The sequence below is a fragment of the Stenotrophomonas sp. YAU14A_MKIMI4_1 genome (assembly GCF_003086855.1).
In the GTDB taxonomy this organism is placed as follows: Bacteria; Pseudomonadota; Gammaproteobacteria; order Xanthomonadales; family Xanthomonadaceae; genus Stenotrophomonas.
Genome location: NZ_CP025998.1, coordinates 2,304,332 through 2,329,657 on the forward strand (window position 1 = coordinate 2,304,332; position 25,326 = coordinate 2,329,657).

A 25,326-nucleotide genomic window follows, 5' to 3' on the forward strand; every position below is an offset into this window, starting at 1 on the left:
GCAACGACGTGCGTCTGCTGATCGCGGTGAAGAGTGACGAGACGGGCCCGGGGCCTGGCCCTGGCCCCGATCCGGGTCCGGGTCCGGGTCCGAACCCGAATCCGGGCACGCCGGGTACCCCGGGCGAGGGCGGTGGCGTGACCCCGCCGGCCGTGTTCGGTGCCGTTGCCGCCACCGGCAACCACCTGGCCATTGCCGGCGCGCTGGATACCCTGCAGCAGTCCGGGCAAGCGCTGGCGCTGTACAACCAGCTGCTGATGCTGGACGCCGACGAAGCGCGGCTGGCCTTCGATCACCTGTCGGGCGAAATCCACGCCAGCAACCGTGCGTTGCTGCTGGACGATCGCTTCCTGCGTGAAGGCATTTCCCAGCGCCTGCGCACCGACCCGACGATCAAGGCACAGGGCGGCGGCTTCTGGCTGTCCGGCGGTGGCGCCGCCAATCGCCAGGACGGCGACCACGGCAGCGCCCGCAGCCGCCAGCACCGCGAAGGCCTGATGGCCGGCCTGGACTGGACCTTCGGTGAAGCCTGGACCGTGGGCCTGGCCGCCGGTGCCGAAACGCTGCGCCAGCAGGTGGACGCGCGCAGCAGCAAGGCCGATGTCGATGCCGTGCACGGTGGCCTGTACGCCTCCTACCGCATGGGCGAAGCCTGGTTCACCGCCGGTGCCAGCTATGCCGACTACGACCTGGATACCGATCGCACGTCGATCGTCGGTGGCATGCAGCAGCGCCTGCGCGCCGGCTACAGCGCCGATGCCGTGTCCGGCTTCGCCGAAGGCGGCTGGGACATGGACCTGGACCGCCTGGTGCTGACCCCGTACGTGGCCGTGGCCTACACCCGCCTGTCCACCGATGCCGCGCAGGAAACCGGCGGCAGCACCGCGCTGGTGATCGATGCCAGCAAGGACGAGGTGTGGACTGCGACGGCTGGCCTGCGCGCCAGCTGGGACATCAGCGCTGGCCAGGACGACGGTGCCCGCCTGGTGGCCGGCCTGGCCTGGCAGAACGCGGCCGGCGATGTGCGCAGCAGCTCGCGCCAGCGCTTTGCGGTGGGCAGCAGCACCTTCAGCATCGATGGCGTGCCGCTGGCCCGCAACGTCGGCATCGCCGAGCTGGGCGTGTCGGTGAACATCGGCGACAACAGCCGTCTGTCGCTGGGCGCACAGGGCCGCGCCGGTGGCGGCCAGCACGAGCTGGGCGCGCAGATGACCTGGAACGTGCAGTTCTGATCACGCGTACTGCGTGGATGTAGACCGGGGGCCCCGCAAGGGGCCCCTTTTTTTTGGTTCTTCAGCCAACTCCGGAGCGCGCTTCTTGTGAGCGTCTGCTCACAACGAAATTTTTCAGACTTGCCCGACTCACGTGGCGGGGCAACCCTCACAGGAGAGTCGGACCCCTGCCATGTGCATGCATCGACGTCGCCCGTAAGTTGCTGGAGCCCCGCGGCGGGGCTGCAGAACCTGCCGGCGGAGCTGCGCCGATGTCGCCCCCGCGGCATCGCGTATCCCTGATCCACATCCACATGGAGCTTCATGAACAGGATCTATCGCCTGGTGTTCAACCGCACCACCGGCCAGATGCAGGTCGCCTCTGAACTTGCCGTTTCGCATGCGCCCGGTCGCGCCAGCGTCGGCCACACCCACCGCCCCGCATCGCTGCGCACTGCGCTGCTGCTGGCACTCGGCCTGGCCGTGCTGCCCGCGCAGTCGGCACTGGCGGCCGCGTACGAGTTCACCGCCGACGACACGGTGAGTGATCCGCGCAGCTACGTCGACGGCTTCCGCGTCGGCCCAGACGGCACCGTGGTGGTCAACGTAGTCGATGGCGGCAGCCTGGCGACCAACGGATTTGCTTCTCTGGGCACGCTGGCCGGTGGCGTCGGCACGTTGAACGTGTCCGGTACCGGCCGCGTCAGCCTGACCAGCGTGTTTGACGACATGCGCGTAGGCGATGCCGGCAGGGGGGCGCTGAACGTCAGCAACGGCGGCACCGTCGCGGTGAGGCGCAACGTGCTGCTGGGCACCCTGGCCGGCAGCCACGGTGCGGGTCGACGGTGCAGGTTCAACGTTCACCGCACGCCAGTTCGAGGTCGGCAACTTCGGCAGCGGTGAACTGGTGATCAGCAACGGCGGCGTGGTGGAAACCATCACCGCGCCTGTTCGGCTGTGGTACGGCATGCGCATCGGCGCGTCATCAGGCAGCACCGGTTCGGTCACGGTCGACACCGGTGGCGTACTGAACATCACCGACAACCATCTGTTCGTTGGCCAGCGCGGCAACGGCGAGCTGAACATTGCCAGCGGTGGCACGGTCAACGTTGGCCAGACCCTGGCGGTGGGCATAGACGACGGTGTCACTGGCACGGTCAGGGTGACCGATGGCGGCGTCCTGGTGGCCAAGGAAATCGTGCTCGCCCAGAATACCGACACGACCGGTACCCTGCTGGTGTCCACGGCCAGCAGCGTGCAGGCCGATACGGTCGAACTGGCGCACTACGGCCACGCGCTGCTGCGGGTGGAGAACGGTGGCGTGCTGCATGCGACCACCTCGCTGATCGCCGAAGGGCCGAACCTGCTCTTCGGCGACGAGGGGCAGGTTGGGCGCATTGAAGTGAGTGGCGCGGGTTCGGCCATTGAGTCGGCGCGCGTGGAGGCCACGGCCAGTCTGCGGGTCGACAACGGCGGCGCGATCCGTTCGGACGTGGCCAAACTCCAGAATTCGTACGGTGCCAGTGCCGACGGCAGCCGGACCAAGGCCACCCTGACCGGCGCCGGCAGCCAGTGGGTCAACAGCGGCGCCATGCAGGTCACCACCGACCTGCAGGTGCTCGATGGCGCCCAGATCACCACCGATACGCTCACCGTGACCGGTGGCGCGCAATGGCCCAAGCACGACATCGAGCCGTACCCCGAACAGATCCTGGTCAGTGATGCCGGTTCGTCCATCAGCGCTGCCAGCGGAATCACGATCGGCAGGGGCACGTTCGATCCGCTCGGCGTGCTGGTGGTGAACAACGGTGCCACGCTCAGTGCCGGCACCGGCTATACGCTGGACCACAACGGCTACCTGGTCATCGGTGGCGGCCTGCAGGACTGGACCAGGGCGGGCGGCCCGGTGTGGGCAGCGGCCGAAGCGGCCGGTGAACTGGACGGTTCGCCGATCACCATGAACAACGGCCAGGGCGGCCTGCTGTTCAACCACACCGGTGACATCACCCTGTCCAACACCATCGCTAGCTCCTCTGCGTCGATGACCTACGGTGGCCTGCACCAGCTGGCCGGCAGCACCACGCTGGACGGTGACCTGACCGCCTTTGGCGGCGACATCAACGTCAGCGGCGGCACTCTGGTCATCAATTCCGATACCTATACCGGCCAGGGCTACACCGGCAGCAGCCAGGCGCTGCCGCAGGGCATCACCGTGACCGGCGGCACCCTGGTGCTGAACGGTGCGTCGGGCTTCCAGCAGGAGATCAGCTACGGCGCGGGCTTCGGCAGCGCGATCATCCGCAGCTCGACCGCCATCGTCCTCGACGGCGGCGTGCTGGCCGGCAACGCCACCGTGGGCCAGACCGTCGTGCGCAACGGCGCGGTGCTGTCTCCGGGCCACAACGGTGTGGGCACCATCACCATCGATGGTGACCTGTACTTCAACAACATGGCTGCCACCGCCGAGGAGGTCGCCGACAAGGCGTTCTACGACGTGGACGTGCTGGGCAACGGCCAGGCCGACCTGCTGACGGTGGCCGGCAAGGCCTACCTGGGCAAGGTCAACTATGCCGGTCAACACGGTGCCACCGGCGTGCGCATCACCGCGCTGGACCCGGCCACCAGCTACCAGAAGGGCCAGAGCTATACGATCCTGAGTGCGGCCGGCGGCATTGATGGCCAGTTCGATGACGTGATCTCGCGTTCGGCCTTCCTCGACCCCAACCTGGTGCAGACCGGCAACGACGTGCGTCTGTTGATCGGAGTCAAGAGTGACGGGCAGGGCCCGGACCCCGGTTCGGAGGATGGCGGCGTGACCCCGCCGGCCGTATTCGGCGCCGTGGCCACCACTGGCAACCACCAGGCCATTGCCGGCGCGCTGGACACCCTGCAGCAGTCCGGGCAGGCGCTGGCGCTGTACAACCAGCTGCTGATGCTGGACGCCGATGAAGCACGGCTGGCCTTCGATCACCTGTCGGGCGAAATCCACGCCAGCAACCGTGCGTTGCTGCTGGACGATCGCTTCCTGCGTGAAGGCATTTCCCAGCGCCTGCGTACCGACCCGACGATCAAGGCACAGGGCGGTGGCTTCTGGCTGTCCGGCGGTGGCGCCGCCAATCGCCAGGACGGCGACCACGGCAGCGCCCGCAGCCGCCAGCACCGCGAAGGCCTGATGGCCGGCCTGGACTGGACCTTCGGTGAAGCCTGGACCATCTCGACTAAACGGCGTTAAACGGGCATTTTTATGGTTGTTCATCCGGGCTCTTTGGGATCTGGAGAGGTGTGGTAACCACCATTTTCCAGAGATGTCCCGGATGAACAACGTACAGAGAGATCACAGTTAGTCGACTATCGCGCGCAGCGCGGGTTTTCCGGTGGCCGTGGGAAGAGCAGTCGACTCTACCCAGTCGACTCTACCCAATCGGCCATGTCCAGTCGGCCATATCCAATCGCCCATACCCGGTCGACCATACGCAGTCGGCCATGGCCGGTCGACGAAACCCCGTCGTTTCCCCAACCCCAAGGCGCAGAGCATGCGCGGCCGTTCTACAATCCGGGCAGGCCGTTACCCAAGGATCTGCGTGCCCCCGTTCAATCTGTTCCAGCGTCTTTCGCAGGCGCCGACCAATCCACGCGCCGAGCCGGCGCCACGCAGCTTCGATGTGGCCGAACTGTACGCGGGCCCGGTGGCACTGCCCGGTGACGCCGCTGCGGCGCCGCTGGCGTTGGACGAGAAGCTGCGCCAGGCCTACTTCTGGATCGTCAACAACGCGATCATCAGCCCACACTACGACATCGAATACCACGACGGTCCGTCACCGCGTTTCAACGTCGGTGACAGCCGCCGTCCGCTCACCCTGCCGTCGGCGCAGAGCTACTCCAGCTACGTGCTGCTGCCGCTGCTGACCTTCGCCACCCGCCGCAAGTGCCTGTTCGTGGGCGGGCCCGGTCGTGGCAAGACCGCCAGCGCCATCCTGATGGGCGTGCTGGCCGGCTACCCGGTGCGCGAGGTGCGCCGCGCCATGCAGCACGGCCACCCGCAGATGACCATTGCCGATCTGCTTGGCAACCCGCTGCCGGCCGACCTGGTCGCCGCCCAGGACATGAACCAGATCCGCATCGCCTGGCGCAGCTGGCTGAGCATGCGGGTGAAGATCATCGACGAGTACAACCGCATTCCCACCCGCACCCAGAGCGCCCTGCTCACGGTGATGGGCGACAACTACGCCGAAATCCTCAACCACGTCTACGAATGCCCCGAATCGGCCTGGTACCTGACCGCCAACGACGATCGCGGCGGCGGCACCTACCAGGTGATCGAGGCCCTGCGCGACCGCATCGACGTGGTCGTGCAGGCGCTGGCCTTCAACCCGCGCTTCCTGGAAGAGATGCTGCTGCGTATCGAACAGGACATCCGCCCCGAAGAAGTCGTGCCGCGCGACATCATCTTCACCGAGGCCGAGGGTGACCAGCTGCTGCAGGAAATCCGCGCGGTCGAGGTTCCGCAGGATGTGCGCCGCCGCATCGAATTCTTCAGCAGCCAGTTCGAGCTGATGGAAACCGCCGGTGCGCAGTTCGAATACATGACCAAGGACACCGCGCGCCTGGCTGGCGCCGACTGGGCACAGCTGACCGCCGCCGACAGTGGCCGCGACCGCATGAAGGACCTCGGTTGCCAGACCCGCAACGGCCTGTCCGTGCGCAACCTGATGACACTGCTGATGTTTGCCAAGGCCATGGCCTACTTCCGCGGCAACACCACCGTGGCCCTGGACGATGTACGCCAGGTGCTGCCGTTCGTACTGAACGACAAGCTGCAGCCCGACCCGGATGCACCGTTCTTCGCGCTGCCGGAAAACGCCGCCTACCGCAGCGACCACCTGGGCTGGCTGCGTTGGCTGTTCGATGCGTCCACCGCCGAGTACGACCGCCTGGACCTGGACCGCGACGATCCGGTGGGCGCGCTGTCCGAGCAGTTCGCGCAGGGCCTGGACGGCCTGGGCGAAGGCGAGACCCGCAAGCGCCTGACCCGCATCGAACGGCTGGTGGAAGAGCGCGTGAAGGGGCGCAAGCTGTACGGCCACCTGTACGACGATCTGCTGAAACTGAAGTACCTGCACCAGCGCTACACCAATTACCTGCACTGGCTGCGGGCGCGCTGAGATGGTGTCGCCCACTCTGGCGTCGCTGCTGGCATCGCGGCGTGCGCTGTTCAACCAGGCCGTGTCCGATGCACGCCACCGCTGGCCCGGCCTGGACCTGGCCGCGTTCAGTCAGTTCGTGCGCGAAACCCTGGATACGCTGTGCCAGGCCGTGGACGGCGACGACCCAGCGTGTACCGCCCAGGTGTGCGAGGTGGCCTTCGAACTGGGACTGCAGCTGGTGGCCCATGGCCAGGCCGGCCCGCGTGCGCGCCTGCCCTGGGTCGATGCGGCCTGGTCCACGCTGGCGCCTGCGCTGGCTCCGTTGCTGCGGCGTGAACCACAGGCGGTGCTGGGCACCGTGGCCAACGCCGTGCTGCGCATGGCCGAACAACCCGGCGTACGCGTGGACGCGTGGATTGCCACCGTGGCCGCACACGGTGCGCAGTGCAGCAACGTGCAGCAGCTGCGCGACCTGGGCGCACTGGCGGCCTGGCGCGCGGGCATGGCGCAGCTGCGTGAGCCGGTACTGCAGCAACTGGACAGCCTTCCGCTCGCAGTGACCGCGGCGATCATCGGCGCCCCTGCCGCCAGCGTAGACGACCTGCCCGCGCGGCTGCGCGCCGACCGCTGGTACCACCCAGCGCCGAGTGCCGCGGTCGGCCACAGCACGGGCGCCTTCACCGGTTTTGGTGGGTCGTTCAGCGCACCGCCTCTGGTGCGGGCCACGCCTCAGGGCTTTGTCATCCGCAGCGGCGAACAGCACTTCCTGCTGCTGGCCGACGCCTTCGGTGCCGCCCTGCTGCCGGCCCATGCCGAGGAGTTCGATGCGGCGCCGGCCGGTACGCTGCCGGCCGCCACCGCCGCGCGCCTGGCCGAACAGCACCTGCCGCACGCAGCTGCACGCCATGAGGTGCAGGCGGTGGCCGGTGACGCCGGCATCGTCCTGTTCTCACCCTGGTCGCATGCGCTGCGCGTGCTGCCACCGCAATGAACCCGCCACCGCTTCCCGGTTCCCTGCTCGCCTGGCAGCAGGCGTGGCCACAAGCACTGGCCGCCTGGAGCCGGTTCACCCGCCTGCAGGACCCGCGCCTGTGCGACTCACACGTGCAGGCCGCTGCCGAGGGCTTGACCGGCAGCTTCGCCGCCATCCGCCTGGCCGACCAGCGCATCGTGATTGATCTTGAGCAGGTTCAGCAGCTCGGCCTGCAGCCCTATGCGGTGGAGATCCTGGCGCACGAGATCGGCCACCACGTGCTGGCCCCGGCCACCGCCAGTGACCATGCGCGCATGCTGGCCCGCATCCGCCGCGCGCTGCCGACGCTGGAAGCACACGCGCCGATGGTGGCCAACCTCTACACCGACCTGCTCATCAACGACCGCCTGCAGCGCCAGAACGGCCTGCACATGGATGCCATCTACCGGCGCCTGGCGCAGGCGGCCACCCAGCCGGCATCCACGGTCTGGCAGCTGTACATGGGCATCTACGAGGAACTGTGGCAGCAGCCGCGTGGCGCGCTGGGCGGTTCCCCGGACGATGCGGCCGTGCACGCCGATGCGTGGCTGGGCGCGCGGGTGGTGCGCGTCTACGCCAACGACTGGATGGCCGGTGCCACCCGCTTTGCGACCCTGCTGCTGCCCTGGCTGCTGCAAGCGCAGACCGATGCACGGCTGGAGGCCCTGATGGACACCCAGCACGCCGGCCACGGCAGCCAGCCAGCGGGCCTGGGCCAGTTGGATGACGATGAGCTGTCGCCGGTCCTGCACCCGGCACACGACCCGCTCATCACCGGCCAGGCCGATGAAGCAGGCCCAGCGCAAGCACCGCAGGATACGGCGGCCGCCACCTCGCGCGGGCAGATGCGCGAACCGTTCGAATACGGGCAGATCCTGCGCGCGGCCGGGCTGGATCTGGATGACCACCAGATCGCCATCCGCTACTACCGCGAACGCGCGCTTCCGCACCTGATCCGCTACCCCAGCGCGCCGCAGCCGCAGGCACTGGAAGCACTGCCCGAAGGTCTGGAGCCGTGGGAACCGGGCGATGCACTGGATGCCGTGGACTGGCTGCAGTCGGTTCTGCAATCACCGCACGTCATTCCCGGTGTCACCACCGTGCAGCGGGTGTACGGGCTCGCGCCCGGCCGCGAGCCGGCGGCCGAACCCATCGATCTGGATCTGTACGTGGACAGCTCGGGCTCGATGCCCAACCCGCAGCAGCACACTTCCTACCTGGCCTTGGCCGGTGCCATCATTGCGTTGTCGGCGCTGCGCGCCGGCGCGCGCGTGCAGGCCACGCTGTGGAGCGGCACTCACCAGCACCTGCATACCGATGGCTTCGTGCGCGCCGAAGACCCCATCCTGCACGTGCTGACCGGGTACTTCGGCGGCGCCACCGCCTTCCCGATCCATCGCCTGCGCGACACCTATGCCGCGCGCACGCCGCGCGACCGCGCCGTGCACATCCTGCACATCTCCGACGATGGCATCACCACGATGTTCGACCAGGACGAACGTGGCGGCAGCGGCTGGGACATCGCCCGTCACGCACTGCAGGCCGCGCGCGGTGGCGGCACCATGGCGCTGAACCTGTACAGCCCGCTGCCGGCACGCCTGGCCGATGCCGCGGCCACCGGCTGGACCGCCGACCTGCTGCGCGCGCGCGACGCCGGCTGGGATATCCACGTAGTGCGCGACATGGCGGATCTGCTGCAGTTCGCGCGCGTCTTTGCCCAGCGCCACTACGCGCCGGGCCCGACCGGTCCACGACCGTGATCGTGCTGTGGCGGCTGACCACGCTGTGCAACCTGGCCTGTGGGTTCTGTGCCTACGACCGCCGCGTCCGCCAGCCCCGCGTGCACATGCCGGCCTCAGAGGTGGAGCGTGTCGCGGACCTGTTCGTGCGCTACCAGCAGCGCAGCGGCCAGCCGGTACTGCTGAGCTGGCTGGGTGGCGAGCCGCTGCTCTGGCCCGGCCTGCTGCCGCTGTCGCAGCAACTACGTCGACAGGGCCTGCGGATCAGCATGACCAGTAACGGCACCCGCGCCTGGCAACCAGGTGCTGCGCAGGCGTTGGCCGAGGCCTTCGACGAGATCACCTTCAGCATCGATGCCCCGGGCCCCGTGCACGATGCGCTGCGCGGCTGGCCCGGCGGTGCGCGCAGGCTGGAACAGGCGATCCGCGCCCTTGCTGGCCTACGCGCCAGCGGCAACCAGAACCGCCCGCGCCTGCGTGCCAACGTGGTGCTCATGCACCCCACCCTCGAACACTTCTCCGATCTGTGCCTGCAGTTGGCCGACTGGGGCGTGGATGAGATCACCTTCAACCAGCTGGGTGGCCGCGACCGCCCGCTGTTTCACCGCCAGCACGCACTGACGGCCGCCGATGTGGCACAGCTGCGTCATGCCCTGCCCGCGCTGGCCGTTCAACTGGCCGAGCGCGGCGTGCAGCTGCATGCCCAGCCGGCCTACCTGGACCGCTTCCATGCCAGCGCCATCGGCGCCGCGCTGCCGGTGCTCGATTGCGAGGCCCGCCGCCCGACCCTGTTCATCGACGAACACGGCCGCATCGGCGCCTGCAGTTTCACCGTCGACACCCACGCCATCGACAGCCGCGACCTGCGCCAGCCCGACGACCTCGATACGCTGCGCGAGCGGCTGCGGCAACAGCGCCTGCAGACGCCGGCCGCGGTCTGCGGTGATTGTCCTTCCACCCAGGTGTTTGCAAAATTCGGAACATGACCATGACCGCTGGCCCCGACCTTGATGTCCTGCTGCGCCGTCTGCTGGAGACCCCGCCGGATTTCCTCGCCGTGCCACGCCGTGCCGGCCAGGGCGGCGTGCATGTGGCAGCCGTGGTCGGCGATGTGTTCGCCCAGCACGGCCTGGATCTGCCGCCCGCACTGCGCGCCACCCTGTCCGGCGATCTGCCGGGCGTGGGCGCCAACCAGCTCAGCGTGGCCGCCGTTGCCGCCTGGCTGATGGCCGACCCGCACTGGCAGCAGATCGCCCTGCAGAAGGAACGCTGGCAAGGCCTGTTCGCAGACGCCATCCCCGCGTTGGCGGCCAGCGCCCCGGCCGATCAGTTCGTGTTCGAGGCCGACCGCCGCGAAGAACTGGCGCGCACCACCATTGCCCGCCTGGGCCTGCTGCCGGACGGGGAAACCGCCGCCCAGGCCGCCGACCGCCTGGCCCGCATCAGCGGGGTGGAACGGCAGCGCCTGCTCGACGCCAGCCGCGCCACCGAGGCGCGCGCCCGTGCGATCCGCGAGGCGCTGGCGCGCAAGGCCGCCGAAGAATCGGCCGACAAGTGGACGCGCGAGTAACCCGGCGGCGATGAACACCGAACCGACCGAGGCCGATCGCTACCCCACCCTGAGCGATGCCGGCCGCGCGATGCTGCGGCTCATGCGCGAGCACCCGGCCGCGCCGCTGTTCCGCAACGCCAGCGGCAACCGTCTGTTGGCCGATGAAGTGGCCGCGCTGCGTGTCTACGAACGCGACATCGCCCAGGCGCGGTTCGACTGGCAGCCCGGCAGTCCACCGCCGTGGCTGGACGCGTTCGTGGCAGACACCTTCGCCCAGGTGCCGCACTACCGGGCACTGGGTCGCCCGCCTGCGTTCCAGGACATCCACAGCGTGCACCGCGGCGACCTGGCCGCCGACGTGGCCCGCTTCGTGCCCGACCCGGTGCCGCTGCAGCGGATGATCAACTTCCGCACCACCGGCACCACCGGCCATCCGCTGGTGCTGCCCTCGCACCCGGTGGTGGCCGCGCGCTATCTGGCCTACCACAAGCGCGCGCTGCACCGCTTCGGCATCACCCTGCAGCACGGCGCCGGGCAGATGGGGGTGATGCTGCTGGGCATGCAGCAGCGCTGCTTCACCTATGTGTCGGTCACCCCCAGCATGGGCGAATCGGGGTTGGCCAAGATCAACCTGCACCCGGACGACTGGCGCCATCCCGATGATCGCGCGCGCTACATCGACCAGATGCAACCGGAAGTGATCGCCGGCGATCCGATCTCATTTGCCGCGCTGCTGCAGTTGCCGGTGCAGCACCGCCCACGCGCGCTGCTGTCGGTGTCGATGGCCCTGTCACACGGGCTGCGCACGCAGCTGGCCGAGCGCTTCGCTTGCCCCGTGCTGGATCTGTATTCCATGAACGAGGCCGGGCCGCTGGCGGTATTCGATGCCGAGGCCGGCGGCCACGTGCTGCTGCAGCCGGGCATGTACGTGGAAATCCTGGATGCCGACGGCACCGCACTGCCGGCCGGGCAGACCGGCGAGATCACGCTCAGCGGCGGCTTCAACTTCTGCCTGCCACTGCTGCGCTACCGCACCGGTGATCGCGGTGCCCTGGCCATGGCCGGTGACACCCCGATGATCGTCGGGCTGCAGGGGCGCCGCCCCCTGCGCTACCGAACCGCGCAGGGGCAGTGGATCAACAACATCGACCTGACCCATGCGTTGGCGCCATTGCCGCTGTCACGATTCGTCGTGCACCAGCACGCCGATGGCAGCGTGCAGCTGTCGCTGCCATCGGGCGAACTGCAGCATGCCGACGACGCTGCACGGCGGCTGGCCGCGGCGCTGGTCGGCCAGCCCGTGCAGGTCGTTCCGCTGCAGCACGAGGACAAAGTCCTGCAGTACAGCAGCGATCTTGCCGGCAGCCACGCGCAGTAGCCGCTCAGCGCAGCAGCTGTGCGTATGCCGCCAACACCGCCAGATGTCCCACGTAGTACACGTAGAACCACCAGCGCGTGCGCGCAATGGCCCAAGGCCAGCGCGCCATCAGCCACAGCACCGGCACCGCCAGCAGCGCCCACGCGTTGCCGTTGAACCAGCACAGCGCGGCCAGCGCCGGCAGCGGCAGCCACCACACCCGGTGGCGGAACGCGATCCAGCACAGCAGCACCAGCCCCACGCCGGCCCAGCGGTAATCCACGAAGAACGGCAACACACCGGCGGCCAGCAACAGCCACCACGGTCGATTCCGTGCAAGCGCCTGAATGGCCAGGGCCGCCAGGGCAAAGGTCAGCAGGATGTTCACCGGCAGCCAGCCGCCGAACGCCCAGGCATGCACCGGCTGCGCCAGCACGCCCCACAGGGCCAGGCGGCGGATCGACTTGCCCAGGTCTGCGCCGGGCTGGGCCAGGTTGCAGGCCATCACCGCCGCAAACAGCGGGAAGGCGATACGCCCCAGCTCGCTCACCACCGGCACGTAGCCACCATGGACCACCTTGGCCACGTGGTCGCCGGTCATCAACAGCAGCGCCAGCCACTTCAACGCCTCGCGCGCCCCGCTGGGCAGCACGTAGGGATCGGCGGTCGGGGCTGCGGTTGCATCCTGCATGGGTGTTGGGTTTCTGGTTGCGCCCCAAAATCTTGCCACGGCTGGCTATGCTTGTGCGTCCTGCACGTGAGGCACCGCCATGCGCACCCTGTATCCATCCATCGAACCCTACCGCCAGCACAGCCTGGCCGTGGATGCACTGCACACCCTGCATATCGAGGAATGCGGCAACCCACAGGGCCAGCCCGTGGTGTTCCTGCACGGTGGGCCCGGTGCGGGCGTTTCGCCGGTGCACCGCCGCTTCTTCGACCCAGCCCGCTACCGCATTGTGCTGATCGACCAGCGTGGCTGTGGCCGCTCCACGCCCTTTGGCGAACTGCGCGACAACACCACCGCGCACCTGGTGGCCGACATCGAGCAGGTGCGCGCACACCTGGGCATCGAGCGCTGGCTGGTGTTCGGTGGCTCGTGGGGCTCCACGCTGGCACTGGCCTATGCGCAGGCGCACCCGCAGCGCGCCACCGGGGTGATCGTACGCGGGGTCTATCTGGGCCGTGCGGAAGAAAACCGCTGGTTCGCCGAAGCCGAGGGCGGCGCACGCTGGATCTTCCCGGAACGGTGGGCACGCTACGAGGCCTTCATTCCCGAAGACGAACGCGGCGACATGATCGCAGCGTACTGGAAGCGCCTGGACAGCCCGGACCTGTCCGTTCGCATTGCCGCCGCGCAGGCCTGGCTGGGCTGGGAAGACAACGCGGCCACCCTGCTGCACGACGTCAACGCCGCCTCCGATGAAGACCCGCAGCAGACCCTGGCCAAGGCCCGCATCGAAGCGCACTACTTCCGCCACAACGCATTCCTGGAACACGGCCAGCTGCTGCGCAACATCGACCGCATCCGTCACCTGCCCGGCGTAATCGTGCAGGGCCGCTACGACATCATCTGCCCCGCCCGCAGCGCCTGGGATCTGGCCCAGGCCTGGCCCGAAGCACGGCTGGAAATGGTGCTGTCCGGCCACAGCGCCACCGAAGCGGCCACCACCGATGCACTGATCCACGCCACCGATGCGGCCCTCGGCAGCCACGCCGGCTGACCCTGGCGCACGCGCCGCCCCGGTAGCGTCGAGCTTGCTCGACTGCCGCACGCCAAAAGCCGTCGAGCAAGCTCGACGCTACGAAAGCCCCGCACCACCCGCACGCGCGGCTATACCCACGTATACCCGCGCTGTACCACGGGCCTCTAGGCCGGGCACGGCCCGCGGCGGACAATACCGGCCTGCATCCACAGCGGAGTCGAAGATGGATCCCGATCCTGTCCGGTGCGCTGCGCGCGCGCCCTTCCCCCTTGTCCCTCTCTGCTGGTGCCTGGCAGCCGGTTCGCATCACCTTGCGTGACCGGGGCTGCGGGCATCACCTGCCCGGAGCCCACCCATGTCCTACAAGATCCTCTACATCACCCTGCGCCGCCTGATCGGTGAACGCGCGGTACCGGCGCTGCGCAGCCAGCTGCTGCAGCACGGCCCGGTGCTGTTTGCGCGTGCGCTGGCGCTGGGCTCACCCCGCGTGGTGGCCGACGCACTGTCGCTGCTGCCAATGAGCGAACGCATCACGGTACTGCGCCACCTGCCTGCGCCACTGCGCGAAACCATGAAGCCGCTGTGCATCGGCAGCAGTCCGCGTGTCCGCCTGCAGCTGGGCGCAGCCGCCGCACTCGCACTTCATCACACCTGAGCGGCGTCAATCCGTGGAGGGCTACACCCCATGAATCTCGATCTGCACCTGCCGGCATTCGATGCCGGCGCCACCCTGGCATCCCTGCTCAGCCTGTCCACCGCCTTCGTGCTGGGTGGCGCCATCGGTCTGGAACGGCAGGTTCGCCAGCGCACCGCCGGTCTGCGTACCAACACGCTGGTCGCGGTGAGCGCGGCGGTGTTCGTCGATCTGGCCGTGCGCTATCACGGCCTGCACGGCGGCACGCCGTCACCGCTGCACGTGGTCGCCTACGTCATCTCCGGCGTCGGCTTCCTCGGCGCCGGCGCCATCATGAAGGACGGCGCCCAGATCTCGGGCCTGAACACCGCCGCGACACTGTGGGGTTCGGCCGCAGTCGGGGCCTGTGCGGGGCTGAAGCTGTTCCCCGAAGCGCTGCTGGCCGCCGTCTTCGTCCTCGCCTCGAACACCCTGCTGCGGCCGGTGGTCAACCGTATCCAGCGCCAGCCGCTGCCGGAAACCTTCAGCGAAGCAACCTACGCCATCAACGTGGTGTGCCAGCGCGAACAGCAGGCCGCGGTGCTGGACCGTCTGCTGCTGTTGCTGGAACAGGCCCAGTACCCGGTGCGTGCCGTGGACCAGCGCCCGTTCGGCGAGCGCGACGTGGAAATCGAAGCGGTGCTGTACGCCACTACCGTCGATGGCACCGAACTGGACGCCGTGCTGGCTGAGCTGGCAGCGCAACCGGGCATGCTGCAGGGGTTCTGGAATGCCACCCTGGAAGAGTGACGGCCGCGCTGCCCGCCAGCACCCCCAACAGCCTTTGCTATCCTCGCGCCTGCCCGCCCGGGAACCGTTGCCGATGCCCCGCCCACCGCTCCGCCGTCCGCTGGCCCACCTGGCCCTGATCGTCGCCATGGCGGCGATCTTCCTGGTCGACACCTTCAGCGACTATGCCGTCGCGGCCGCCTGCTTCTATGCCGCGCTCATCCTGGCCATGTCGCGGCGGCTGCTGCCCCGCCCGCTGCTGGGCCTGGCCCTGGCCTGCGTCGCATTGACCATCGCCAGCTTCCTGCTCACCCGCGCCGGGGCCTATCGCATCGGGCTGGTGAACACCGCCATCGGCATCCTGGTCATCGGCATCACCACCTACCTGTCCTTGAAGATGGAAGCGGCCAAGGCCGCCGTGCAGGACGCGCAGACGCGGCTGCTGCGGGTGGCCCGTGCGTCTACCGTGGGCGAGCTGACCACGTCCATCGCGCACGAGGTGAACCAGCCGCTGGCCGCCATCGCCAGCAGTGCCGAGGCCGCACAGCGCTGGTTGGCCCAGCAGCCGGCCAATGTGGACCGCGCGCAGCAGGCACTGACGCGGATCCTGGCCGACGCGCACCGCGCCAGTGACGTGATCGCCCGGGTGCGCGGGCTGACCCGCGGCGCAGCGCCACAGCGCGAAGTGTTCGACCTGAACCAGGCCGTGCAGGACATGCTTGCCCTGTCGCAGGCCGAACTGGAGCGCCAGCACATCACCGTGGCCGCGCTGCTGGACCCGGCCCTGCCCACGGTGCTGGCCGATCGCGTGCAAGTGCAGCAGGTGATCGGCAACCTGCTGCTGAACGCCATCGAATCCATGGCCAGCACGCCGCTGCCCGAGCGCCGCCTGTCGGTGCTCACCCACGCCCGCGACCAGCACGTGCGCCTTAGCGTGCGCGACCGCGGCGCCGGCCTGCCCAGCGAAGACCTCGAGCAGGTGTTCGACGCCTTCTGGACCACCAAGCCCGACGGCCTGGGGCTGGGCCTCAGCCTGAGCCGCAGCATGCTGGAAGCAAACGGCGGCCGCATCCACGCCGAGCGCGCCAGTGGCGGCGGTGCCTGCTTCATCATCGAACTGCCTGCCATTGAGGACGCCGCACATGACCCGCGCCGCGCACACTGAACCCGATGCCGTGGTCTACGTCGTGGATGACGACGCTTCGGTGCGTGCGGCATTGGAGGATCTGCTGGCCTCGATGGGGCTGCAGGTGCGCAGCTTTGCTTCAACCCAGGCGTTCCTGGACGCGGCGCGCGACGATGCGCCGGCGTGCCTGGTGCTGGACGTGCGCATGCCCGGCCAGAGCGGCCTGGACTTCCACCGGCAGATGGCTGGCCACGGCCTGTACCTGCCGGTGGTGTTCATCACCGGCCACGGCGATATCGCCATGGGCGTGAATGCCATCAAGGATGGCGCGCTGGAATTCCTGACCAAGCCGTTCCGCGACCAGCAGTTGCTGGACGCCATCCAGAAAGGCATCGCACAGGACCGGCAGCGCCGTAGCGAGCGCACCGAATTGGCCGCCCTGCAGGCACGCTGGGCCACCCTCAGCGCCGGCGAGCGCGAGGTCGCGCAGGGCGTGGTTGCCGGCCGCTTGAACAAGCAGATTGCCGCCGATCTGGGCGTCAGCGAGATCACGATAAAGGTCCGGCGCGGCCAACTGATGCGCAAGCTGGGCGCACGCACCCTGATCGACCTGGTCCGCCTGTACGACCGCCTGAGCGCCGAACGCCCGTAGTGTCGAGCTTGCTCGACTGCCGCAATCCAAAAGCCCACCGGTAGAGTCGAGCTTGCTCGACTGCCCCACGCGAAAAGCCGTCGAGCAAGCTCGACGCTACGAAAGCCGCTCGACGCTACGGCTTCGCCAACAACCCAGCAATGCGCTCGGCCACCTGCGCGCGCAGCGCCGGCTCCAGCTTGCCTTCATACATGGCTTCATAGATCCACAGCCCATCGGCAGCCAGCCGCGCCACGAAATTGTCCAGCGCCGCAGGATCGTCGCTGCCGGCGGCCGGTGGCGCCGGCGCCCAGCGCTCCATCACCGGCGCCCACGGGCGTTCACCGGCCTCCGGGTCCATCGATTCCAGCATGAACAACAGCTCGGCCCGCGTAGCACTCTGCGCTGAAACGCGCACGAACGTCTGGTAACGCTCCAGCGCACCGGCTTCTTCGGCGCGCTTGCCCAGCAGCACCTCCATCGACGCTTCCCACTGCTGCACCAGATGCTCGTCGATCCCACGCAGCAGCGCCTCGCGCGATGGAAAGTGGTACAGCAACCCGCCGCGGGTCAACTGCGCTTCGGCAGCCACCGATTCGAAGGTGACCGCGCGCACGCCGTCGCGATTGATGACGGCCACGGCCGCGTCGAGGATGCGTTGGCGCTTGCTGGTTCTCATTCGCGCTACTTTACGCGATCAGCCGCGGCCTCGCGGCTGCCGGCGCGGCCACGCAGCAGTCGGCCGGTGATGATCGCGCCGACCGCCAGCACCACGGCCACCACCCACAGCACGATGCGGTAGCTGCGGTCGTAGGCCGCCGTGGCCTGCGCGAACCAGGCCTCCGGCCCGCTCTGTCGGGCCACATGCACAGCCTGCACGAAGCCCTCCCGAGCAGCATCGGGCAGCCCCGTCGCCGGCAGGAACGCGCCGTACAGGGCCGCGCTCAGGCTGCCCAGCAGGGCCACCGCCAGCAGGCCGCCGAACTCGTAGGACACCTCTTCCACCGACGATGCCATGCCGGCACGGTGGGCCGGCACGTTGTTGAGGATCGCCGCCGACGCCACCGAGATTGCCGCACCCATGCCGAAACCGGTGATGGCCATACCGGCGATCACCCAGCCCAGCCCCAGCGGGAAGCCGAACGCGACCACCGCCACACCCACCGCACCAATGCCCAGACCACCTGCGATCAGCGGCCGCAGGCCCAGCCGATGCACCAGGCTGCCGCCCAGCAGGGCACTGGGCAGGCTGCCGAGCGCGGCCACCGACACCAGCAGCCCCGCATGCAACGGGCTGAAGCCGGCCACCAGCTGGAAGCGCTGGGTGGTGACCAGCTGCAGGCCGGCCAGCGCAAACAGCGTGAAAACCGCCGACAAGGTGCCGGCCAGGAACGCCGGGTTCTGCAACACGCTGAAATCCAGCAACGGGTACGGCAGACGACGCTGCCGGCGCACGAACGCGTAACCGGCTACCGCGGCCAGCAGCAGCGCCGCGGCGCCCACGGCATAGGCCGGCGGCGCGGCAATCCACGACTTGATCGCCAACACCAGGCCCGACAGCGCGGCCAGCGCCAGCAGCGACGACCACAGATCCCACGGGCGCGAGTGATCGCGCTGGCCCTCAGGCGCCAGCACAAGCGTGGCCACGAAAGCGACCACGACCACCGGCACGTTCACCAGGAACACCGAACCCCACCAGAAATGCTGCAGAAGCCAGCCACCGATGATCGGCCCCAGCGCCGCACCCACCAGCGACACCGAGCCCCAGATCGCAATGGCCATCGTGCGCTCGCGCGGGTCGTGGAAGCTGAGCCCGATCAGCGCCAGGGTGGCCGGCATCATCGCCGCCGCGCCCACCGCCAGCAGCGCCCGCGCGCCGATCAACTGTGCGGCGCTGCCGGCGTACGCGGCCACCACCGAGGCCAGCCCGAACACCACCAGCCCGATCAGGAACATGCGGCGGTGGCCGATGCGGTCGCCCAGCGTACCGGCGCCCAGCAGCAGGCCCGCCATCACCAGCGGATAGGCATTGATGATCCACAGCGCCTGCGCCGGCGTGGCCGCCAGCGCCTCGCTCAGGGTGGGCAGCGCGGTGTACAGCACCGAATTGTCCAGGGTGACCAGCAACAGGCCTGCGGCCACGGTGAACAGCAGCGCCCAGCGCCGGGCACGCGACAGGGCCGGGGCACCGGCCAGAGACTGGGAAACCGCCATGGAACACGCCCGCAAGGAGAATTGACGGCCATAACTATACAGGACGTCCGGTATAGTTATATGAACCCAACCCACCCCTGGGCCCCGTAGAGTCGAGCTTGCTCGACTGCTCCGCGCTCTTCGTAGAGTCGAGCTTGCTCGACTGCTCCGCGCTCTTCGTAGAGTCGAGCTTGCTCGACTGCTTCGCGCCCTTCGTAGAGTCGAGCTTGCTCGACTGCTTCGCGCCCTTCGTAGAGTCGAGCTTGCTCGACTGCTTCGCGCCCTTCGTAGAGTCGAGCTTGCTCGACTGCTCCTGCCAAAAGCAGTCGAGCAAGCTCGACTCTACGACGCCTCGTTTCCGATCATCGCCGCCCGACACGTCACGACACCTCGTTTCCGATCATCGCCGCGCCCGACACGTCACGACGCCCCGTTTCCCATCATCGCAACGCCCGAAAGGTCGCGGCACCGCGTTTTCCCATCATCGCGTCGCCCGAACGGTCGCCGCACCCCAATCCCCACCATCGCGACGCCCCAAAGATCATCGCACCTCGATCCACATCATCTCGGCCCTCAACAGGTCACCACACACCCCACCTCACGGCGCCACCACCACCAGCTCCCCATCCCCCACCTCATACGAAGCACTGGCAATATCCGCATCGAACCGCTGCACCCGCAGCGTGCCGGTCAACCGATACGCATCCCACAACGCGCCGGGCGCCATCGGCTGCGCCAGGCGCACATGAATCACCTGGTTCGGCGGTGGCGGCGGCACATGGATGCACGCGCCGTAGAACGGTACGAACAATCCCTCGCTCACCCGCCCGGCATCGTCGCCGCCCAGCGGCACCAGATAGCCCTGCAGGCGCACCGGCCGACCGTCCACCGCCCCGACCACCGCCGACGAACCAAACTGCTTGGCGCGCACCGGGCTGGAGTGGTCGATCACCGTACCCGGCGCACTGCCGGCACCGCTGTCATCGATCAGCCCGCCAATGCCCTGCATTCCTTTGCCGCGTGCAACACCGATCTGCGGCGGGGGTCGCTGGAACATGTCCTGGTCCGGCATCAAACTGTCCCATTGCGCGATCACCGCAGCCTCGGGCGGACCGCTCGGTGCCGCGGCGGCAGTGGGCGCCACCGCTGGTTCGCGCCCGCAGGCTCCCAGCAGACCCAGCATCGCGATCAGCAAGCATCTAGGGTTCATAAGGCCTCAACCTCGGTTCGCGCATGCTGTAGGCCGACCCACCCAGATCGTCGTCCACCCGCTCGGCCTGCAGATGCCCTGCAAGAAAATACGGCGCATACATGTCCGGCATCGCGATGGGTTCCGGCAGCCGCACATGCACGATCTGGTTCGGCGGCGGTGGTGGCACGTGGATGCACGCGCCGTAATACGGCACGAACAGGAATTCACTCAAGCGCCCGTCGGCCGCGGTGCCCAGCGGCACCACATAACCGGGCAACCGCACCGGTCGCTGCAGCACCGCGTCCACCGTGCGGAAGGTACCGAACTGCGCCATGCGCCGGTTACCGCTGTGCTGCACCTCCGGCCCGTCGCCGCGCTCCAGCGCCGCCAGTTCATCGGGCGGCAGCATCTGCAGCCAATCCAGTTCCTGTTCTACCGCCGCCGCAGCAGCAGGCGCATCCTGCGGTAGCGCGGTCACGCCGGTATCCACCGGACGCTGGCAGGCCGCCAACAGCAGCAACGACAACGCAAACACGTGGCGCATGTTCATACCTCCGGCGCCAGGCCATCGGCCAGCGTGCGCCGGTAGGCCAGCAGCGCCGGCACCAGCCCGGCCACCGCGCTCAACGCCACCACCGCCGCCGCCCAGACCAATTCGCGCAGATCCGGCCACACATGGGTGATCGAAAGCCCGTAGTGGGCCAATGCCCAATCGCGGCCTGCCAGACTGACCGCCGCCAACACGCCCAGCGCCAGCACCACGGCCACCGCGCTGCTGCCCACCGCTTCCAGCACCAGCAGTCCGGCCACTGCAGCCGGGCGCGCACCACAGGCGCGCAGCACCGCCATCTCGCGGCGGCGCTCCTGCAGCGTGCTGACCAGCATCGCCACCAGCGACACCAGCCCCAGCAGCACCACCATCGCGCTGATCAGCCGCAGCGCCTGCTCGGCACCGCCCAGGCTCTGCCACAGCTGCTGCAGCATCACACCCGGAAGAATCGCCATCAATGCCTCATCGGGGTACTCGTTGATGCGCCGCTGCACCGCAAACGTCGCCACCCGCGAATGCAGGCCCAGCATGAACGCGGTGATGCTGGTCGGGGTCAGGTCGCTGTGGCGCGCCGCCTCGGCACTGATCTGCTGGCTGCGCATCGGCACGCCCGAACGCCAATCCAGATGGATCGCTTCGATCGCCGGCAGTGACACCAGCACCGACGAATCCACCGGCGTGCCGGTACGCTGCAGCACGCCGCTGACCCGGAAAGGCTTGTCGGCATGCGTGGTCAGGGTCACCGCAGCGGTACCGTGGGCCACCACCAGCGTATCGCCCACCCCTACCCGCTGTGCGCGCGCCACATCGGCGCCCAGCACGGCGTCGTACAGATCATCGAAGACCCGGCCATCGGCAAGCTGCAGGGCATGGCCGGCGCCGTAGCGGTAGTGGTCGAAGTAGCCGGCCGTGGTGCCGATCACCCGGTAGCCACGCCACGAATCGCCCAGCGACAGCGGCACCGCCCACTTCACCTGCGGCAACGCGGCCAGCTCCTGGTAGGACTGCCAGGACACGTTGTTGGTCGCATCGCCCATGTGGAATACCGAATACAGCAGCAGGTTCACCGGCCCCGAGCGTGCGCCCACGATCAGGTCGGTGCCCGACACCGTGCTGGCGAAACCTTCATGCGCCTGCGTGCGTACCCGCTCCACGCCCAGCAGCAGGGTCACGCTCAGGGCAATGACCAGCATCGTCAGGCCCGCGCCCAGCGCACGACTGCGCAGGCTGGCCCAGGCCAGTTCAAGCATGGGCCACCCCCGCGTGGTTGATCGCCTTAAGGTCCAGCACCTGGTCGAACAGCGCCGGCAGGCTGTCATCGTGGCTGACCACCACCGCCGTGGTTCCGGCCGCCTGGCATTGCGCGGTCATCAGCCGCAGGAAGGCATTCGCTGCCTCGCGGTCCAGCGCCGAGGTCGGCTCATCGGCCAGCAGCACGGCGGGCCGACCGATCAGCGCACGTGCCGCGGCCACACGTTGCTGCTGGCCCACGCTGAGTGTTCCGGCGCGCCGCTGCATCACTGCCGGGTCCAGCTGCAGCGCCTGCAACAGCCGCGCGATCTCGTCGGTCAGGCCGCGCTGCACGCGGGCGCTGCGTGCCTTCGAAAAGCGCACGCCCAACGCCACGTTGTCCTGCACGCTCAGGAACGGCAACAGGTTGAACTGCTGGAACACCACGCCCAACCGGTCGGCACGGAAACGATCACGCGCCGCACCGCCCAGCGCGTGCAGCGCATGGCCGGCCACCTGCACGCTGCCATGCTGCACCCGTAGCACCCCGGCCAACAGGCCCAGCAGCGTGCTCTTGCCCGAGCCGCTGGCCCCGCGCAGCAACACGCTGCTGCCGGCGGCAATGTGCAGCTGGGGTATATCCAGCACCGCGTGCGCGCCATAACCGAAGCGCACCGCGTCCAGAGCGATGATGGGCGTGCCGGTCATGGCGCCAGCACCACCCGCAGATTGTCCGGCGTCACGATACTGCGCCCCTGGCCGGCGGCCGTGGCCGTGTTGACGATGACCTCGCGCAGACCCGGGAACACGGTGGGCAGCGTGACCAGCACAACCCGCAGCGCCGCCGGGTTGGCGCAGCGGTACGCCAGCGATGCAGTAAAGCCCGCATGGGCGTGCGTGGTGCTGCCGGTGTTGGCGGTGTTGGCGGTCTGTGGCTGGAAGCCCTCGGCCTGTGCATCGGCGCGGATGCATGTGCACTGCGCGGCGCTGGGCAGGGTCAACCAACGCCCCTCACGCAGCACCGTCAGGGCGCGCTGCAGCGCCGCGCGCTCGGCTTCGTTCGTCGGCGGACGTTCGTAATCCAGCACGCCCATGCCCGGCGCGGCCAGGGTCAGCTCCAGGGCGCCGTTGTCCACGGCCAGATCAACATTGGCCTGGCCGTGCACGTGCGCGCCCAGCTGTCGGTGGTCATGTGCGTGCGCCGTTGGCAAGGCACTCAGCAGCAGGAAGGCAAAGGTGTACTTCATGATCTATCCCATTTGTTACTATGTAACATTATGGACCACATCACCACGCTTCCCGCAAGCCACGCCCCCCAACCGCCAGCATCGGCACGCTGGCATGCCCGCTTCGATTTCGGTGCTGCCTGGCTGGCCATGGCCTGCGCCGCGCACTGCATCACCTTGCCGCTGCTGCTGGCCTTCGTGCCTGCGGCACTGATGGCGCTGCGCTCTTTCCAGCACCCTGCGCACAGCCTGATGACCGCCTTGCTGGTCATGTCGCGCTGGGAATGGGTGTTCGCGCTCTTGGCCACGGTGTTGGCGATGGCCAGCACCACGTTGGGGCGGCGCCGGCATCATCGGCGCCTGCCGCAGGGCTTGGCGTTTGCGGGCGCGTTGTTGCTGATGCCTTCGGCGCTGTATCTGCCGCTGAAGGAATCGCTGCTGTGGCATGGCCTGCTGACCGCATGCGGTGGCATGCTGCTGGCCGCCGCGCATATCGCAAACCGCCGCGCGTGATCGACCGCTCATGATCCGTAGAGTCGAGCGTGCTCGACTGCCGTTCGCGCAATGCCGCACAGAGCAGTCGAGCAAGCTCGACTCTACCGGTCATGGGCAATCAGGCATGCCCAACGCGCCGTGCTGCTTATCCGTAGAGTCGAGCTTGCTCGACTGCCGTTCGCGTAATGCTGCACAGAGCAGTCGAGCAAGCTCGACTCTACCGGTCATGGGCAATCAGGCATGCCCAACGCGCCGTGCTGCTTATCCGTAGAGTCGAGCTTGTGCCGTTCGCGCAATGCCGCACAGAGCAGTCGAGCGCACAGAGCAGTCGAGCAAGCTCGACTCTACCGGTCATGGGCAATCAGGCATGCCCAACGCGCCGTGCTGCTTATCCGTAGAGTCGAGCTTGTGCCGTTCGCGCAATGCCGCACAGAGCAGTCGAGCAAGCTCGACTCTACCGGTCATGGGCAACCAAGCATGTCCAACGCGCCGTGCTGCTTGTCCGTAGAGTCGAGCTTGCTCGACTGCCGTTCGCGCAATGCCGCATTGCCGCGCGGGGTCGTGTTGCACGGAGCAGTCGAGCAAGCTCGACTCTACCGTTCATGCGCACTGCCCTTATGGCTGCCATGAAAAATACGCGAAACGGCCCGCGCAGCCGCCGTGATAGCGTCCCCACTGCCATCACACAACCCACCGCCATGCGCACATTCGCCCTGATCCTGCTCTCCACCCTGCCCTTCGCCGCCACCAGCGCCGAGCCCGCGCCGCTGCCGCAACTGAAGGCCTACACCGTCGACAGCGCCTGGCTGCAGCCCATCGCGCCGCTGCAGATTGCCGACCACACCTGGCAGATCGGCACTGCCGAACTCACCGCGCTGCTGGTGCAGACGCCCGAAGGCGCGGTGCTGCTCGATGGCGGCATGCCCCAGATGGCCGATCATCTGCTGGCCAACATGAAACTGCGTGGCGTGGCACCGCACGATCTGCGCCTGATCCTGCTCAGCCATGCCCATGCCGACCACGCCGGCCCCGTGGCCGAACTGAAGCGCCGCACTGGCGCGCAGGTGCTGGCCAACGCCGAAACCGCCGTATTGCTGGCGCGCGGCGGCAGCAACGACCTGCACTTCGGCGATGCCATCACCTTCCCGCCGGTGCAGGCCGACCGCATCGTGATGGACGGCGAAGTCGTCGAATTCGGCGGCATCCGCTTCACGGCGCACTTCGTGCCCGGCCACACCCCCGGCAGCACCGCCTGGACCTGGACCGACACCCGCAACGGCGCACCGCTGCGCATCGCCTATGTGGACAGCCTGAGCGCACCGGGCTATACGGTGAAGGACAACCCGCGCTACCCGCATCTGCCGCAGGATTTCCAGCGCAGCTTCGCCACCGTGCGCAGCCTGCCCTGCGATCTGCTGCTGACCCCGCACCCCGGCGCCAGTGGCTGGAACTACCGCGCCGGCAACGACGCGGCCGCCAAGGCGTTGAGCTGCAGCGCGTATGCCGATGCCGCCGAGCGCAATCTGCGCCAGCGCTGATCCGCCTCCGACAACAGGGGCT

24 protein-coding genes are annotated in these 25,326 nt (G+C 68.5%); 16 read left to right on the forward strand and 8 right to left on the reverse strand.

Annotation, left to right across the window (positions count from 1 at the left end):
- From C1931_RS10630 to C1931_RS10670, 9 genes are all read left to right on the forward strand, one after another.
- Window positions 1-1,232, forward strand: a 1,232-nt coding sequence (locus tag C1931_RS10630; RefSeq protein WP_159095528.1) for an autotransporter outer membrane beta-barrel domain-containing protein, incomplete at its 5' end; no start/stop codon positions are given.
- A gap of 303 nt (window positions 1,233-1,535) precedes the next feature.
- Window positions 1,536-2,114, forward strand: a complete 579-nt coding sequence (locus C1931_RS10635; protein ID WP_108757732.1) for an ESPR domain-containing protein — start codon at window positions 1,536-1,538, stop codon at window positions 2,112-2,114.
- Window positions 2,044-4,443: a hypothetical protein gene (locus tag C1931_RS10640; protein WP_108756304.1), complete on the forward strand. Its 2,400-nt coding sequence runs from the start codon at window positions 2,044-2,046 to the stop codon at window positions 4,441-4,443. Before C1931_RS10635 ends, C1931_RS10640 begins: the two co-directional genes overlap by 71 nt.
- A gap of 349 nt (window positions 4,444-4,792) precedes the next feature.
- On the forward strand, window positions 4,793-6,373 hold the full coding sequence (locus C1931_RS10645) for an AAA family ATPase (RefSeq protein WP_108753202.1): 1,581 nt from the start codon (window positions 4,793-4,795) through the stop codon (window positions 6,371-6,373).
- A gap of 1 nt (window position 6,374) precedes the next feature.
- Window positions 6,375-7,346 carry a hypothetical protein gene (locus C1931_RS10650; protein ID WP_108756305.1) on the forward strand — a complete coding sequence of 324 codons (972 nt, stop codon included), beginning with the start codon at window positions 6,375-6,377 and terminating at the stop codon, window positions 7,344-7,346.
- Window positions 7,343-9,127, forward strand: a complete 1,785-nt coding sequence (locus C1931_RS10655; protein ID WP_108756306.1) for a VWA domain-containing protein — start codon at window positions 7,343-7,345, stop codon at window positions 9,125-9,127. Before C1931_RS10650 ends, C1931_RS10655 begins: the two co-directional genes overlap by 4 nt.
- The gene (locus tag C1931_RS10660) at window positions 9,124-10,092 is read left to right on the forward strand and encodes a radical SAM protein (RefSeq protein WP_159095477.1); all 969 of its coding nucleotides are present in this window, start codon (window positions 9,124-9,126) and stop codon (window positions 10,090-10,092) included. The genes C1931_RS10655 and C1931_RS10660 overlap by 4 nt, the downstream gene beginning before the upstream one ends.
- Before the next feature lie 2 nt (window positions 10,093-10,094).
- Complete coding sequence (locus C1931_RS10665) at window positions 10,095-10,676, forward strand: hypothetical protein (RefSeq protein WP_108771710.1); 582 nt, start codon at window positions 10,095-10,097, stop codon at window positions 10,674-10,676.
- A gap of 10 nt (window positions 10,677-10,686) precedes the next feature.
- Window positions 10,687-12,036: an AMP-binding protein gene (locus C1931_RS10670; protein ID WP_108756308.1), complete on the forward strand. Its 1,350-nt coding sequence runs from the start codon at window positions 10,687-10,689 to the stop codon at window positions 12,034-12,036.
- Between the two features lie 4 nt (window positions 12,037-12,040).
- Here C1931_RS10670 and C1931_RS10675 read toward each other — a convergent pair whose 3' ends face one another.
- A complete protein-coding gene (locus C1931_RS10675) occupies window positions 12,041-12,706 on the reverse strand; it encodes a TraX family protein (RefSeq protein WP_108756309.1) in 666 nt (221 codons plus the stop codon).
- A gap of 79 nt (window positions 12,707-12,785) precedes the next feature.
- Between C1931_RS10675 and pip the strand changes: the two genes are divergently transcribed.
- From pip to C1931_RS10700, 5 genes are all read left to right on the forward strand, one after another.
- Window positions 12,786-13,739, forward strand: a complete 954-nt coding sequence (gene pip, locus C1931_RS10680; protein WP_108756310.1) for a prolyl aminopeptidase — start codon at window positions 12,786-12,788, stop codon at window positions 13,737-13,739.
- 337 nt (window positions 13,740-14,076) lie between these two features.
- Window positions 14,077-14,376: a hypothetical protein gene (locus tag C1931_RS10685; RefSeq protein WP_108756311.1), complete on the forward strand. Its 300-nt coding sequence runs from the start codon at window positions 14,077-14,079 to the stop codon at window positions 14,374-14,376.
- Window positions 14,377-14,406: 30 nt separating this feature from the next.
- Window positions 14,407-15,144 carry an MgtC/SapB family protein gene (locus C1931_RS10690; RefSeq protein WP_108756312.1) on the forward strand — a complete coding sequence of 246 codons (738 nt, stop codon included), beginning with the start codon at window positions 14,407-14,409 and terminating at the stop codon, window positions 15,142-15,144.
- 73 nt (window positions 15,145-15,217) lie between these two features.
- Window positions 15,218-16,288: an ATP-binding protein gene (locus C1931_RS10695; protein WP_108756313.1), complete on the forward strand. Its 1,071-nt coding sequence runs from the start codon at window positions 15,218-15,220 to the stop codon at window positions 16,286-16,288.
- The gene (locus tag C1931_RS10700; protein ID WP_108756314.1) at window positions 16,266-16,901 is read left to right on the forward strand and encodes a response regulator; all 636 of its coding nucleotides are present in this window, start codon (window positions 16,266-16,268) and stop codon (window positions 16,899-16,901) included. The genes C1931_RS10695 and C1931_RS10700 overlap by 23 nt, the downstream gene beginning before the upstream one ends.
- 115 nt (window positions 16,902-17,016) lie before the next feature.
- Here C1931_RS10700 and C1931_RS10705 read toward each other — a convergent pair whose 3' ends face one another.
- From C1931_RS10705 to C1931_RS10740, 7 genes are all read right to left on the reverse strand, one after another.
- Complete coding sequence (locus tag C1931_RS10705; protein WP_108756315.1) at window positions 17,017-17,559, reverse strand: TetR family transcriptional regulator; 543 nt, start codon at window positions 17,557-17,559, stop codon at window positions 17,017-17,019.
- Window positions 17,560-17,564: 5 nt separating this feature from the next.
- Entirely contained in the window at window positions 17,565-19,094 is a 1,530-nt protein-coding gene (locus C1931_RS10710; RefSeq protein ID WP_108756316.1) for an MFS transporter, read from the reverse strand.
- Window positions 19,095-19,671: 577 nt separating this feature from the next.
- Window positions 19,672-20,283, reverse strand: coding sequence for a DUF3299 domain-containing protein (locus C1931_RS10720; RefSeq protein ID WP_108756318.1), 612 nt, complete (start codon window positions 20,281-20,283; stop codon window positions 19,672-19,674).
- Window positions 20,273-20,809 (reverse strand): DUF3299 domain-containing protein, encoded by a 537-nt coding sequence (locus tag C1931_RS10725; protein WP_108756319.1) that lies wholly within the window; start codon window positions 20,807-20,809, stop codon window positions 20,273-20,275. The genes C1931_RS10720 and C1931_RS10725 overlap by 11 nt, the downstream gene beginning before the upstream one ends.
- 2 nt (window positions 20,810-20,811) lie before the next feature.
- Window positions 20,812-22,065 carry an ABC transporter permease gene (locus C1931_RS10730; protein WP_108756320.1) on the reverse strand — a complete coding sequence of 418 codons (1,254 nt, stop codon included), beginning with the start codon at window positions 22,063-22,065 and terminating at the stop codon, window positions 20,812-20,814.
- Window positions 22,058-22,753: an ATP-binding cassette domain-containing protein gene (locus C1931_RS10735; protein WP_108756321.1), complete on the reverse strand. Its 696-nt coding sequence runs from the start codon at window positions 22,751-22,753 to the stop codon at window positions 22,058-22,060. Before C1931_RS10735 ends, C1931_RS10730 begins: the two co-directional genes overlap by 8 nt.
- Window positions 22,750-23,292, reverse strand: coding sequence for a DUF2796 domain-containing protein (locus tag C1931_RS10740; protein ID WP_108756322.1), 543 nt, complete (start codon window positions 23,290-23,292; stop codon window positions 22,750-22,752). The genes C1931_RS10735 and C1931_RS10740 overlap by 4 nt, the downstream gene beginning before the upstream one ends.
- A gap of 30 nt (window positions 23,293-23,322) precedes the next feature.
- Between C1931_RS10740 and C1931_RS10745 the strand changes: the two genes are divergently transcribed.
- On the forward strand, window positions 23,323-23,784 hold the full coding sequence (locus C1931_RS10745) for a MerC family mercury resistance protein (protein ID WP_108756323.1): 462 nt from the start codon (window positions 23,323-23,325) through the stop codon (window positions 23,782-23,784).
- Window positions 23,785-24,464: 680 nt separating this feature from the next.
- On the forward strand, window positions 24,465-25,304 hold the full coding sequence (gene bla, locus C1931_RS10750; RefSeq protein ID WP_108756324.1) for a subclass B3 metallo-beta-lactamase: 840 nt from the start codon (window positions 24,465-24,467) through the stop codon (window positions 25,302-25,304).
- Window positions 25,305-25,326: the final 22 nt, after the last annotated feature.